12 protein-coding genes and 1 other annotated feature are annotated in these 14,143 nt (G+C 62.2%); of the genes, 10 read left to right on the top strand and 2 right to left on the bottom strand.

Annotated features, from left to right (window positions below; all coding sequences use genetic code 11):
- Positions 1-3: 3 nt before the first annotated feature.
- Complete coding sequence (locus ncot_RS16150; protein WP_168618521.1) at positions 4-1,386, bottom strand: hypothetical protein; 1,383 nt, start codon at positions 1,384-1,386, stop codon at positions 4-6.
- A 174-nt stretch (positions 1,387-1,560) separates the two neighbouring features.
- On the opposite strand from ncot_RS16150, the gene ncot_RS16155 reads away from it, so the two are divergent.
- The 10 genes from ncot_RS16155 to ncot_RS16200 all read left to right on the top strand — a co-directional run bounded on the left by ncot_RS16155 (position 1,561) and on the right by ncot_RS16200 (position 12,321).
- Entirely contained in the window at positions 1,561-4,647 is a 3,087-nt protein-coding gene (locus ncot_RS16155) for a DEAD/DEAH box helicase (RefSeq protein WP_240937939.1), read from the top strand.
- A 274-nt stretch (positions 4,648-4,921) separates the two neighbouring features.
- Complete coding sequence (locus tag ncot_RS16160) at positions 4,922-5,140, top strand: hypothetical protein (RefSeq protein ID WP_168618523.1); 219 nt, start codon at positions 4,922-4,924, stop codon at positions 5,138-5,140.
- Between the two features lie 116 nt (positions 5,141-5,256).
- Entirely contained in the window at positions 5,257-6,030 is a 774-nt protein-coding gene (locus ncot_RS16165) for a DUF2510 domain-containing protein (RefSeq protein WP_168618524.1), read from the top strand.
- A gap of 309 nt (positions 6,031-6,339) precedes the next feature.
- Positions 6,340-6,573: a DUF5343 domain-containing protein gene (locus tag ncot_RS16170; protein WP_168618525.1), complete on the top strand. Its 234-nt coding sequence runs from the start codon at positions 6,340-6,342 to the stop codon at positions 6,571-6,573.
- A 32-nt stretch (positions 6,574-6,605) separates the two neighbouring features.
- Positions 6,606-7,906 (top strand): IS3 family transposase gene (locus ncot_RS16175; protein WP_240937878.1). Its coding sequence is split into 2 segments (ribosomal slippage): positions 6,606-6,900 and positions 6,900-7,906, totalling 1,302 coding nucleotides; the frame shifts between segments, so codons are not numbered across the junction.
- Positions 6,884-7,036 (top strand) — a sequence feature (AL1L pseudoknot). It overlaps the preceding gene by 153 nt.
- Positions 7,897-8,340 carry a DUF5343 domain-containing protein gene (locus ncot_RS16180; RefSeq protein WP_277345808.1) on the top strand — a complete coding sequence of 148 codons (444 nt, stop codon included), beginning with the start codon at positions 7,897-7,899 and terminating at the stop codon, positions 8,338-8,340. The genes ncot_RS16175 and ncot_RS16180 overlap by 10 nt, the downstream gene beginning before the upstream one ends.
- Before the next feature lie 91 nt (positions 8,341-8,431).
- Complete coding sequence (locus ncot_RS16185) at positions 8,432-8,914, top strand: Swt1 family HEPN domain-containing protein (protein ID WP_168618527.1); 483 nt, start codon at positions 8,432-8,434, stop codon at positions 8,912-8,914.
- Positions 8,915-9,620: 706 nt separating this feature from the next.
- The gene (locus ncot_RS16190) at positions 9,621-10,868 is read left to right on the top strand and encodes an IS256 family transposase (protein WP_168617553.1); all 1,248 of its coding nucleotides are present in this window, start codon (positions 9,621-9,623) and stop codon (positions 10,866-10,868) included.
- Between the two features lie 311 nt (positions 10,869-11,179).
- Positions 11,180-11,692 (top strand): sigma-70 family RNA polymerase sigma factor, encoded by a 513-nt coding sequence (locus ncot_RS16195; protein ID WP_240938197.1) that lies wholly within the window; start codon positions 11,180-11,182, stop codon positions 11,690-11,692.
- Between the two features lie 2 nt (positions 11,693-11,694).
- Positions 11,695-12,321 (top strand): hypothetical protein, encoded by a 627-nt coding sequence (locus ncot_RS16200; RefSeq protein WP_168618529.1) that lies wholly within the window; start codon positions 11,695-11,697, stop codon positions 12,319-12,321.
- A 566-nt stretch (positions 12,322-12,887) separates the two neighbouring features.
- On the opposite strand, the gene ncot_RS16205 is transcribed toward ncot_RS16200, so the two are convergent.
- The gene (locus ncot_RS16205; RefSeq protein WP_168618530.1) at positions 12,888-13,679 is read right to left on the bottom strand and encodes a hypothetical protein; all 792 of its coding nucleotides are present in this window, start codon (positions 13,677-13,679) and stop codon (positions 12,888-12,890) included.
- Between the last annotated feature and the right edge of the window lie 464 nt (positions 13,680-14,143).

The raw sequence follows: 14,143 nt of genomic DNA on the forward strand, positions 1-14,143 counted from the left end.
GCGTCAATCGCTGACGCCACTCAAGATCGTCACCGGTTCCACCGGCATTGGTTCCTCAGGCCCGTCTTGTGAGGACTGCGCCGTGGAGTTCAACGCGACGGGCACGTCCACTGGAGTCGGCTCGGGCTCACGCAGCCTCGGTGGTGCTGCGGCCCAGGCCTTCAGGTTCTGCACAACATCACCATAGAAGCCGTCAAGCAGGTCGAGAACGGAGTCGATGAAGGACCCACGCCCGCGACCGCCCTTGACTCCCATCTGCGTGGTGCGAGCAACCCGGAATGTCTTCAGGTCGCGCTTCGGGTCGAGGATCAGCAGGGCAGAGTCCTCACGCACGGTACCCAGGAGTTCAGCAGCCCCCGGTCCACGCCCGTTGACCACAAACGCTTCTATCCGTACGTCGCCCGGCGCATTCTTGAGCTGCCGCACTAGCCAGTTCACTCGGGTAGTCGGGCGGCCTTCCTTCGGCGCGTCCACATCCACGTGGCAGGTCACCTGGCCGGAGCGCAGGTTTGCCGTTATGCGAATCGGGCCGACGGCGTGAGGAATTCGGATCGAGCCAGTTAGGTCCCCGGTCGAAACAACCGACTCGGTGAGCGCGGCCACCCGCAGAGCGGGATCCGCGGCTTCCTTCCGTGAGAGCAGCGGAACGACTTCCGTCCCGAGCTGCCGACCGAGTTGGAGACTCGCGAAGCGGACCAGCGCATCGAACCGGGAGAGCACATCTGTCAGGTTCTTGTCCGTGGCTCGCAACGTGCCGTCGCTGACCGAGTTCCGTACGCCGACCCAGTGCTGGCCCATGTCAGCGAACTCGAGAGCGCCCGACTTTGGGTGTTCGAGATAGCGAATCAACTCACCCAAGATCCAAGCCTGTTCGGGATCTGAAACACCGCGGTGCTCCTTCTGGACCACCGCGGTGGACAACAGGTAGGACCACGACCAGTGGAACATCTCCACTTTGCGCAGTTTGCGCTTGTCGACCTTGGTCGGGTGCTGACCGACGATCGCCGGGATCTCGTTGCTGATGGTGATGAGGGCGTCGAACTGCTGCTCTTTCGCGATGTCCAGGTAGCTCTCCAGTTGCTCAACCTGGAGGTCATTCTTGCCGGTCTTGACCTCCACCAGCGCAGTCCACGTCTTGGTCCCACGAGTGACACGGATCAAACCATCGGGATACAGACGTCTCTCTCCCAGTGCAAACGGAACTTCGATGAAGGTCTCGACGTTTCCGGCTGGTGCACCGAGCGGGCTGAGCACGGTGCGCCCGAACTCCTTCACCACGCTCATCACGGCCAGCACTGCCGAGGTGGCTCGCCGCTCCTGCTCTTCTGCACCCGAGATCCCTGAGGTCGGAATCAATCGCGCTTGATGCCAGCTCTCTTCACTCATGTCCGGTCCTCCCGATATGGCCTTCCCGGCAAGGTAGCCCGCTGGCGTGGCCCGCGTGGTCGGATCGGGAGAACCCATCACCGATTGTGCAGATGGTCGGCACCCACACAGCAGAGCCCAGGCAATCTCGTCGTCGCACCCAATTCCTCTCACGTTCCTGGCAAGCTTCGAGTCGTGCCTGACCACCATGACCTCGCCGAGGGACTCCACGAATCGATCGTCACCCAGCGGCTGAATGCTGCAATCCAGCAGGAACTCGATCGGCACACCGAGGTCGCCAAGGTTGATGACGCGGACTCCTCGCACGTTCTCACCCGACACATCGCGGGCGCAGTGCAGCAACGCCTTTCGGGCATCAAAGACCCCGATGCCAGGCTGGCGATGGCCAATCACTTGCTCCGGGCCATCGAAGATCCAGAAGACCGTGTGCTCGGCCCTCTGCAGCAACTCCACGCGGTGCGGCCAGAACCTGGCCCCGGCAAGGTCCTGCGCCTGCAGCATCGGCCCAAGACCCCGATGAACGAGTCGGCGCTGCTCACCAATGCCAAGGGCGAGCCGTCGTTGGCCACAGAGCTTCGCGCCGAACTGGACTCGGCCGACCGCGTCGATCTGCTGTGCGCCTTCGTGATGTGGCACGGGCTCCGGCTGATCGAGAACGAGCTTGCCACCGCGCGCGACGCGGGCGTGCCGATCCGTGTGGTGACCACGACCTACATCGGCGGCACGGAGCGCCGAGCGCTCGACCGACTCGTCAACGACTTCGGTGCCGAAGTCAAGGTTCAGTACGACGCAAAGCGCACCCGTTTGCACGCAAAGGCCTGGCTGTTCGGCAGGAACACCGGTCTCGACACGGCGTACGTCGGGTCATCGAACCTGACCACCTCGGCCATGCTCGAAGGCGTCGAGTGGAACGTGCGGCTCAGCGCACGCTCGACGCCGAGTCTCATCGAGAAGTTCCGGGCCACCTTTGAGTCCTACTGGAACAGCCCTGAGTTCGAGCCCTATGACCCCGCGGTCGATGGTGATCGACTCGATGACGCACTGTTGGAGGCAAAGGGCATCAAGGCAAACGATCGAGCAACCATCAGCATCTCGGGACTCGAGGTTCGGGCCTATCCCTACCAACAAGAGATGTTGGACATGCTCGAGGTCGAGCGAGTCCTCCATGATCGCCACCGCAACCTCGTGGTCGCTGCCACTGGCACAGGCAAGACCGTGATCGCCGCACTCGACTACCGGCGACTGTGTGAGCAAGCCGGCGGCAGCCAGCCGAAACTGCTGTTCGTCGCACATCGTAAGGAGATCCTCGACCAGTCGATGCGCACCTACCGCGAGGTGCTGAGCGACGGCAGCTTCGGCGAGCAGTATGTAGGCGGGCAGCGGCCCGAGCGTTGGCAGCACGTGTTCGCGAGCGTTCAGTCCTTGACGAGCTACGGTATTGCGAACATCCCAGCCGAAGCCTTCGACGTGGTCGTCATCGACGAATTCCACCACGCAGAAGCCAAGACTTATCGGCGCATCCTCGATCACCTGAAGCCTCAAGAGCTGCTGGGATTGACCGCCACCCCCGAGCGTGGGGACGGCACGGACGTGCGCTCCTTCTTCGACGGACGGACCGCGGCCGAGTTGCGATTGTGGGATGCACTCGGGGCCGATCTGCTGTGCCCCTTCCACTACTTCGCCATCGCCGACGGCACCGACTTGCGCTCCATCACCTGGTCAAGAGGCAAGTACGACGAGTCCCAGTTGGCCGACATCTTCACCGGCAACGATGCTCGCGCGCGGATCATCCTCAAGCAGGTGCGCGACAAGGTCGCGAACGTCAGTCAGATGAGGGCCCTCGGCTTCTGCGTGAACGTCGCCCATGCGACGTACATGACCAAGGTCTTCAATGATGCCGGCATCCCCGCCCTCCTAGTGACCGGCGAAACTTCGAGTAATGAGCGCGCACAGGCGCTTCGCGATCTGCGCGAGCGTCGCGTCAACGTCCTGTTCACCGTCGACGTCTTCAACGAAGGCCTCGATATTCCTGATGTCGACACCGTGCTCTTCCTGCGTCCCACGGAGAGCTCCACCATCTTCATGCAGCAACTGGGTCGCGGATTGCGGCGCACGCACTCGAAGGCCGTCCTGACTGTGCTCGACTTCGTCGGCTATCACCGCAAGGAGTTCCAGTTCTCCAAGCGATACTCAGCGCTCACCGGCATCCACGGCAAGCAGTTGGAGAAGGCCGTGAAGGACGACTTCCCGTTCCTTCCGTCCGGCTGCCAGATCCGACTGGACCGGCAAAGCCAAGAGATCGTGCTGGAGAACCTGCGTTCCCAGATCAGCAACCGCTGGGCCCAGATCGTCGCTCAGCTGAAGCACACAGGGGACGCGACCTTGCCGGAATTCCTGGAGAGCTCGGGACTGGAACTGAGCGACATCTTGCGCAGGGGAAGCCACTCGTGGACGAAGCTGCGCCACGACTCCGGGCTTCCCACACTTCCCGGGTCCGTGCTCGAGCAGCAGCTGCTGAAGCGCGTGCGGGCCTTCGCGCACGTCGATGACCCGTTGCGGGTGGATGCTTACCAATCCCTACTCGCGCCAGGCTCACCGTCGTACGACGAACTCTCACCCGCCGAGCAAAAATTGGCGCGCATGCTCTTCTACTCGATGTGGTCCGACGGTGGTGGCCATGGCTCGTACGAAGATGGGCTGAAGGCCCTGCGTGACGAGTCGGCTGTCCGCGCCGAAATCTCCACGGTTATTGAGCTCTCGTTTGAAGCAGCCCGCCATGTACCGGTGCCACTTGGTTCGGCGGAGATTCCGCTGCGCGTGCACTCTCGCTATCAGCGCGAGGAGATTCTGGCGGCCCTCGACTTCCCACGAAGGCCGAACAGCTTCCGCGAGGGTGTCTGGTTCTCCCCCGACCACAACGTCGACGCATTTTTCGTGACGCTGAAGAAGTCTGAGGCTGACTACTCCCCCACCACGATGTATGCCGACTATCCGATCAGCCGCGACCTGTTCCACTGGGAATCGCAGTCCACAACCTCGGTGACATCACCAACAGGTGTGCGCTATCTGTCCGGGAACAGCACTGTGTATCTGTTCGTGCGCCAAGAGCAGAAGGACGAGTTCGGCACTTCGCCCTACCTCTTCCTCGGCCCGGCCTCGTATGTCAGTCATACCGGGGATCGGCCGATCGCCATCACTTGGAGGCTTGCCCACGAGATGCCGATGGACTTCTTCAACCATGCTTCGGCAGTCGCTCAGTAGCGCGAGCTGGTCTAGCCCAGCCAGGTTTTGATTGGCCGAATCGTCAACCATGTAACGCGATTCCCCCTAGCATTCACGGACAGTATTTTGCAAGGGAGCAGTTGTGGTCGAAACGCTGACGTGTCCGTTGTGCTCTGCCGAGGTCGCAGGCACGTCGTCCGGTTGTCGCTCGTGCCACCTCCCGATCAGGGACGTGAGGAAGAACCAGAGCCGCCCGAAGCGATTCTCGCGAACCCGTGGTGCTGCCGGCTGGGTCTGGAGTCGCGTTGTGGGAGTGGCCTTCTACGCGGCCGTCGTCGCTTGGTGCGCCTTGCAGATGCCAGCGAGCCTGACCTTCGTGGCACCAGGAGCCCTCATCGGCGCGCTGATCCACGTCGTCAAGGGACGTCCGTGGGTGGGTCTCGGGGCGTTTCTTCTCATCGTGGTCGTGGTTCCACTTCTCTTCTGGCCGTCCATGCTCACCGGTGCCGTCGGTCATCTCACCGATCTGTAAGTCTCGTTTGGTCCGGTGAGCCAGCCACCTGAGTCGGAGAGCCATCATTCACGGCGGAGTGACGCGGCCCGAGTGAGTCCACTTGGTGCCAGCACTCTTAAGTAGCAAGAGTTGGGATGGTGCGTCGCCTGCCGCGTTTCCCAGCGCCGTTCGTCGATTTCATGCAGACTTTGTGCATGGGCGATAAGCAGGCACCTGCGGGCTGGTATCCAACCGAGGTCGGGCAGGAGCGTTTCTGGGATGGCTCAGCCTGGACTGAGGAAGTCCGCAATGTGGGCTCGGTCCCCACGCACGTAGCGGCAGGTGGGCGGTTCAAGGGTGCGGCTTCTGTGGCCGCTGGTCGGTTGATGTCGAGGAATGTAGACGTACCTGACGGCACTGTCTGGTCGGCCGTCGGCAAACCCATCAGCGGCATAGGTGCCGGCCGATACCGGATGGACGCCAACTACCTCTATTTCGAGAAGGGCGCCCTAGGCACCGACTCGCAACAGGTCCCCATCGCGCAGGTGCTGGATGTCGACGTCAAGCAAACCATGACCCAAAAGGCTCGCGGCGTCTTCACGCTTACGGTGCAGATTCAGCGGGGGGCCAACGTCGAACGCGTCCTCATGGAGGACATACCCGACGGCCGTGAGGCCCAGCGCCAGATCAACGAATCTGCTCATCGGGCACGCAACGCCATCCAACAGCGTCAGAACACCATGCGCTATGAAAGCACACACCCCGGCGTTCCAGCCGCCTCTGTCCCCCCTGCCGCTACTGCTCCCGAATCAACTGTCGCGCCAGACTCGATTGCTCAGTTGAAGGAGCTCGCTGCACTCAAAGAGGCGGGCATTCTCACCGAGGAAGAGTTCGCCGCCAAGAAGGTAGACATTCTCAGCCGTATGTGATCAAGCCTGGGGGCGCGCCATTCTCGACGTGATCCTCGACCACCTTCGATTGCGGCGGTATGACGCGTAGAGCCGTTCTGCAGCGCCTGACTCGGTACGGGACTCCGAACGAGTGCACGAACCTCTGGCTGCGGGCCGGATCGCCAGTCAACGCTGCCACCGCATACACGGCGACCCGAACCTGGCAGCCCTGAATGTTCGTGTCTACGGTCAAGTTAGGCGATGGTTGTCGGCGTCGAGACATACAGTCGATCACCTAAGCCAGATCACGAGTCAGCGGGGAAGACAATGGCGGTTCCGAAGGCATACTTGACCAGCACCAAGAACGTCGAAGCGATTCTGACAGCCATGCAGCAAGCACAGGCGCCAAAACAATTTTCGACTACTTTCCTTAGCAACCTGGGCTTCAAGGGCAACGCTGACCGTCTGTTTGTCGGCATCCTGAAGGCCCTTGGGTTCTTAGAACCAAGCGGCACGCCGACGCAGCGGTACTTCGAGTTCCTCGATCAAACGCAGAGCGATCGTGAATCGCCCCGGGTCTGATGGAGGCTCTCAATCCATGGAGGATGAGAGTCATGGCAGCACCAAGGAAGTACGGCGACGAGCTGCGTGAGCGAGCTACCCGGATGGCTGTGGACGCGCGCAAAGACCCGGCGACCAGGTCGGGTGCGGTCCCCAGGATCGCGGAGCAGCTCGGGATGCATCCAGAGACGTTGAGGAACTGGGTCCGGCAGGCCGAGATCGACGGCGGTGTCCGACCGGGCACAACGACCGACGACGCGGCGCGTCTCGTTGAACTCGAGCGTGAGGTCCGTGAGCTGCGCCGGGCCAACGAGATCCTGAAGACCTCCGCAGCGTTTTTCGCCGCCGCGGAGCTCGACCGCAAGATCAAGTAACCAAGGTGCCGACGGCGGTGCTGGTCGACTACATCGACCAGCACCGCGATCGGCTCGGGGTCGAGCCGATCTGTGAAGTCCTGCGTGATGCAGGCGTCCAGATCGCCCCGAGCACCTACTACGCCGCCAAGACGCGGCCGCCGTCGGCGAGGTCGATCCGCGACGCGGAGCTGGTCACCGACATCAAGGTTGCGCACAAGGCGAACCTGGGTGTCTACGGCGCTCGGAAGATCCATGCCGAGCTCAACCGCGAAGGCATCCCGGTGGCTCGCTGCACCGTGGAGCGGCTGATGCGCGCCGAGGGCCTGCGCGGCATCCCGCGGGAGAAGACCCGAAGGACCACCATCGGCGACGGCGCCGAGACCGAGCGACCCGAGGACCTGGTCAAGCGCAAGTTCATCGCCACCGCGCCCAACCAGCTCTGGGTCGCCGACCTGACCTACGTCCGCACCCACTCGGGGTGGGTCTATGCCGCCTTCATCCTCGACGTCTTCAGTCGCATGGTGGTCGGCTGGCAGGTGTCCACCTCGTTGCGCACCGACCTCGCACTCGATGCCCTCGACATGGGTCTGTGGTCCCGGCAGCGAGCCGGCCAGGACGTCACCGGCCTGATCCACCACAGCGATAGGGGCGTGCAATATCGAGCAATTCGCTACACCGAGCGGCTCGCCGAAGCAGACGCTGTCGCATCCGTCGGGTCCAAGGGCGACTCGTATGACAACGCGATGGCCGAGGCGTTCAACTCGCTGTTCAAGGCCGAGTGCATCCGCAACCCGGTCATGCGCCCCAAGGGTGGTTGGAAGTCGGTCGGTGACGTCGAGATCGCCGTCGCCGAATACGTCGACTGGTTCAACCACCGCAGGCTCCACGGCGAGATCGGGCTCATCCCGCCCGCCGAGCTCGAGACCAACCACTGGGCCAGCACCGAGCCCGAGCACTACCCTGAAACACCCGTCCTCACCGAGGCCGGATCCAAGTAACCGAGCCTCCACGAAACCCGGGGCGATTCAATCGCATCTTGGCGGAGGGCATGCGAGAGGCGTATGCAGACCTGTTCGAGTTGAACACCCTGGCCAACACCATGACCCGAGACGAGGTGAAGAACAAACTCAAGACGCTAACGCAGGGACAGTTCAGTGATGATGTTCTCGGAAAGATGGCAGGCACGTTCGTTGCGTTGGCCGCCAAGGCGGATTTCAAGGCGGTTGAGTCCGCCAAGCCACCAGCGGAAGACGCGGCCGAGGTTGCACCAGACACGCCCCCGGCACTGGTGACGGATGGACGCGCCTCATCCCGAGTCCGGCCGCCGATTGACTTGGTCTACAACATCGAACTAGTGCTTCCTGAATCGCGCGATCCAGCGGTCTACGACGCGCTGTTTCGCAGCCTGAGAGCTCACCTCCTCAATGATTGAGGGAGAGGTCTACGAGTTTGCGTTCCGGGGCCTACTGGCTGAGGAGGCACTTGATCGTGCTGGCCGCCGGACTTCGCGGATCCAATCCAGCATGTTCGAAGCTGACGTCGCCGCTCAGGTGTCACTTGATGTGCTAGACGAGGTCCACGTTGCTGCCGCGACAACGATGGCCGCCGTCTACGTGGCAGTCGCGGCGTTTGAGAACTCAGTGCGGCAACTCGTTACTTCTGTACTGAGAGAGGCCGTTGGCGACGACTGGTGGGAGAGTGCGGTGTCGGCACCCATCCAGAAGTCCTGTCGAGGACGACAGGACGAAGAAGAGAAGCACAGATTCCATACGCAGCGGGGCGACAGCCCCATCACCTATACCGACTTCAAGAACCTCTCGAATATCATCCGTGCCAACTGGGAGCACTTTGCAGACTTCCTGCCCTCGGCGGAGTGGGCAACTGCCATCTTCGACGGCATCGAGCGATCGCGGAACGTCATCATGCACAGCGGTCGACTCGATCCCGAGGACATTGCACGCATCGGCACGAATCTGCGTGATTGGGTGAAGCAGGTAGGTGCCTAGTGCGAGTTGCGTGAGTCGGTCGGTCAACTAGGACCGCGCCGCTCAGCTGCCTCAATCTGGGTGAAGTGACACAGATACTCATCGACAGGTCACCAGCACTCACTACAACAGCGAACAAGGGCCGGTTGGTCACCGCTCAGTCTGGCGGTGGTCCAGCACCGGATAGAATCTCACGCTTGAGTCGACGAGTTCCGCCAGCCAGCCCGGCAGTTCAGCACCCGCCAAGGCAGCTCGTCGAATGGATTCACGCGTGATGTGATGGGTGCGCTTGTCGTGCAAATACCTGAAGGCTTGCCGCCCAGTTCCTGCGCCGTTACGTCCTGTGCGCCCGCGCGGAATCAGATCGTAGAGCTCAGATCCGTCGACGCCCGGAATGACATCTGTCCAGTCAGCGCCAGCACTGACCGATGCCTGAAACGCCTCCGCTCGAAGGCGCTTGTCCGGCTCTAGAAATGGGATCAGTTGACTGAGTTCCTGGCCATCACGACCTGACGCGTAGAGCTCGTAATAATGCTTCTTGTAGTCCTTGTTCCACTTCGCTATCTGCGCGTTGGGAACACCCAGCCTCGTTACGAGAGTTGAGTCCCCGATAGTGGTGTAGCGCGGTCGCTGTCTTCGTGACCGGCGTGTATGTCGGACGTGGACGCGGCCACCGCGTGATCCTTCGAGTCAACCTTCCACAGAATCCTCGAATGGAGTCATCACGATGACCGCTCCCCACATTGTCGACCCTGCCGGCCTGCTCGGCGAAGCCCTCGCTGAGGCGAGTCCAGATCTCATGCGCTCGCTGCTCCAGTCGATCATCAACACCCTGCTCAGTGCCGATGCCGACGCCGTGGTCGGTGCCGAGTACGGCCGCCCGACCCCGAGCCGGACCAGCCAGCGCAACGGTTATCGCCACCGCGACCTCGACACCCGCGTCGGCACCGTCGACGTCTCGATCCCCAAGCTCAGGAAGGGCACCTATTTCCCTGAGTGGCTCCTCGAGCGTCGCAAGCGCGCCGAGTCTGCGCTGATTACCGTCGTGGCCGACTGCTACCTCGCCGGGGTGTCCACCCGGCGGATGGACAAGCTCGTCAAGACCCTCGGCATCGACTCACTCTCGAAGTCCCAGGTCTCGCGGATGGCAGCTGAGCTCGACGAGCACGTCGAACAGTTCCGGCACCGGCCCTTGGATGCAGCGGGGCCGTTCACGTTCGTCGCCGCCGACGCGTTGACGATGAAGGTCCGCGAGGGCGGCCGTGTGATCAACGCGGTCGTCCTGGTCGCGACCGGCGTCAACGGCGACGGACACCGCGAGGTCCTCGGCATGCGCGTCGCGACGTCAGAGACCGGTGCGGCGTGGAACGAGTTCTTCGCCGACCTCACAGCCCGCGGCCTGAGCGGTGTCCGCCTCGTCACCTCCGATGCCCACGCCGGGCTGGTCGAGGCGATCGCGGCGAACCTGCCCGGCGCCAGCTGGCAGCGTTGCCGCACTCACTACGCAGCGAACCTCATGTCGACCACACCGAAGACGATGTGGCCTGCTGTGAAGGCGATGCTGCACTCGGTCTACGACCAGCCCGACGCGCCCGCCGTGCACGCCCAGTTCGACCGGCTGCTCGACTACGTCGCCGACAAACTCCCTGAGGTCCACGAGCACCTCGACGGTGCCCGTGCCGACATCCTCGCCTTCACCGCGTTCCCGAAAGACGTCTGGACCCAGATCTGGTCCAACAACCCCGCCGAACGCCTCAACCGCGAGATCCGGCGCCGCACCGACAGCGTTGGGATCTTCCCCAATCGTGACGCCATCGTCCGGCTCGTCGGCGCCGTCCTCGCCGAGCAGACCGACGAGTGGGCCGAAGGCCGCCGCTACCTCGGACTCGAAGTCCTCACTCGCTGCCGCATCAACATCGTGCCCACCACCGAACCCGAGATCGGAGTCAACGACCTACCCGAACTGACTGCCTGAACCATCAACAAGGAGAACGCAGCGCTACACCACTACCCGGGACTTGACCGGTTTTGGTCAGGTGCCATACGTGGCCCGCCGGAGGCGACATGTTCGCCCTTGACCCGTCCGCGGCCATGAAAGAGTTCGGGCCTTGGGGAGCAGGGTTACGGGGTTTGTCCGAATGGTGCTGTCACTCCCCTCGGCCTCCGCCTTCATACGGGTCAGACCGAGCCGGATGAGGTCCACGCGATTCCCGGGGGGGTGTCCGATCGGCTCTTTCGCAACAGATCGGTCCTCCCGGACGTCTACATAGTGTGGGAAACGTGCAGATGAGACTGGAGCTCGCTGACCTTGAGGTCGCGCGCGGTCAAGCGCTGCTTCGCTATGCGTTTCTGCTGTGCGGCGATAGATCCGAAGCCCAGGACCTGGTGCAGGAGGCTTTTCTGTCGGTGCTGCGCCGCGGGGGCGACCCTCTCGCCAGGCGAATAGAGAACCTCGAGGGTTACCTGCGTTCGTCGATTTACCACGATTGCGCGAGCAGAGGTCGTCGTCTTCGGCGTGGCCGTGAGGCGCTCAAGCGGTTGACGGGTGAGCGAGATGTCGTGGCGGACTCCCAGGAGACCGTGGCCTCACGCGACCACCTGTGGTCGGCGTTGCAGGAACTTCCAGCGCGGCAACGGGCAGCCATCGTGCTCCGCTTCTACGAAGACCTTCCTGACACTGAGATTGGCGAGGTCCTCGGCTGCGCCACCGGCACTGTCCGCAGTCTCGTGCACCGGGGGTTGACCCAACTTCAGCGCCGAGACGACCTCGCGACCCACAAGTCCAAGGTGAAGAGGTAATCATGTCGATCGACAATTCCATCCGGAACATGCTGCAAGCCGCCGCAGACGAAGCAGGCATCTACGAACCCGTCTTGCAAGGCGGTGCGCCCTGGGCCGAGCCTAGTCGGCGTCGCGGTCTGTGGGTGGCTGCGGCCGTCGCGGTCGCTGCCAGTGTGAGCGGCTTGGTTCTTCTCACTTCCGGTGTGGGTGAGAACGGGGCCGACCCTGCCGAGCCACCAACAGTTGGCACCTCCGACGACCCGCTCGCGAGAGCCATTCCGGTGACCGTGGTGAATGCATTCGAAGAAGCATCCGGTGCTCAGGTTGCACTGGCAACTGACCAAGATGCGCAGGCGGTCATATCTCGCGCCGATGCTGTCCGCGCAGCAGGGGGCGACACCAAGTCCCCCGCAGGACTCTTCGTGCTATCTCAGGAGAGATTCGATTCAGCGGATCCTGGGAACAGCGAGCCGACCGTGACTAAGACCCTTGTGTGGCTTGTGGTGCTTCCCGAGACCACGATGCAAGCACATCAGCCGATGGGCAAGGAAGACGGGACTCCGGAAATCGGCACTGTGACGCCGGTCGTCGTCATAGACGCAGTCACTGAAGACGACCTCTTGACTCTTGCGGTACCCCTCCCCTAGCCCGATCGGGCGCAACCTCGGAGACTAGTAGCTCATTCCGTAAAGAAACTCTCCGGTGTCCGCGTCGAGGAACACTACGAGGGTCCCGGTCTCGGCTACGGAACCTGTCTCGCCGCTAGCGCTCATGGGACCTCGTTTGACGTGCGGCGCATTCTCAAATGTCACGACCCACGCACGTCGGTCCGAATACATCGGTGAGATCCTCGATGGTCTGGAGGGGTCCGTCTCCAATTCTCTGCCAACCCCAGGAGTGGTCATCTTGACCAACGTGGCGGAGCTAACGCCAACGTCTGCGGCAAGAGCAAACTCCTTTCGCGCATTACTCGCTGCGGACTTAACATCCACACCAGCTGGTGTTACTCCCACAGATTCCGCGACGTCGACTCCGTGTGAGTGAAGCATCGCTTTCGCCCCTTCAGGCAGGGAACTTGAAATCAGCTGTGCTGGCTCATTGGGACGCTCATTTCCGGAAGCGACCTGGAATTCAGCGCCGATGGTGAACACTGCTCCGATTGCAGCCGCGGTCGCAAGTGAACTCACGAGAATGCGGGTGGTCCGATGTGTGCTCATAGCGGCGCCGTCCATGTCTTCATGCCTTTACCGCCCACCTGAGCGTCATAAAGGTCCAAGTGGTACCGGGAAGTCGATTCGACCTGCAGAGGAAAATTCTGGACGAAATTGAAGCCACCGCCTGAATCCATCCTTTGGAGGTTCCAGAACTCATTCTTGTCGCCCGTTGTGCCTGCAACATCAGTCTGCGGATGGAATGTCTCGGCCGCAAATTGGGCCTGCCAGTCAGCATTCCAATCACCTTGGGGGTTGTACCCCGTCTCTAGCAACTGGATCCCGTCGTAGAGCATGTGAATATGATTATCTGATGAGCGCAGAACGTTTGAGTACATGCGTGCCGTGGAACCTGGGTCTGGACCATACACATTGACGAAGGACGATCCGTCGCATGCCGGTGCGCACTTACGTGTGTATTGGGCGAACAAGTGAAGTCCTGAGACCGGTTCGCCCGCATCATCTCCTACCCTCGCCCATCCGATCTGTGCATAGTGCAGTGCGCCGCTCGTATCGTTCATGATGTCAGCTGTCACCATAGCCCAAGCAGAGCTGTCGCTCGGGCTACCACCTTGCGAGCTACACAGTTGCGGAGCATCACGCTCGATCATGGCGCGCGATCCAAAGATCGTAGATGACTGCGGTGAACCAACGCCGGCGAAGTAGTTCCCCTGGTTGGTGCAGTTATCGCCAGCAGCAGCACTGGCCGGTCCAGATATCGGACCCAGCGTCGGCGATATCGTCAGTGCGCAAAGCAGCGCACCACCAAAAACACTTCCTCCAGCAAACCTCACGGCGCGACCTCCTGAATTCCAATCCGCCAATTAGAGCATGAAATTGGTCGCGGCGGTCGAAAACGCCCTCATCCGCGTCGCGCAATCGATCAAGCTCGTGGCATCGCGCAACCTTGGTTCCAGAAAGGCGCCATCTCGAGACGGTCGTGCGCGGCACACTAGATGGGCCTCGGTGGGTTCGGGGGCTTCGATGAGTGCGGGTGCCAGGGTGTGCATCGCGCGCAGGACGTTTTCGGCGGTGTCGCGGATGAGGTCGAGGTCTCCTTCGGCCCATCCAGCGACGTAGCCGACGCTGTAGGCGGAGGTGTCGAGCTCGACAAGCCCGGCCAGGACGTAGGCGACGCTGTAGGCGGAGGTGGCGAGCTCGACAAGCCCGGCCAGGACGTAGGCGACTGATTCCGCTTCGGTTTCGTGGCGGCCGCGGTGGGCGATGTAGTCGCCGGAGTCGACGTGCCGCCATTCGT

Source organism: Nocardioides sp. JQ2195, assembly GCF_012272695.1.
Classification (GTDB): Bacteria; Actinomycetota; Actinomycetes; order Propionibacteriales; family Nocardioidaceae; genus Nocardioides.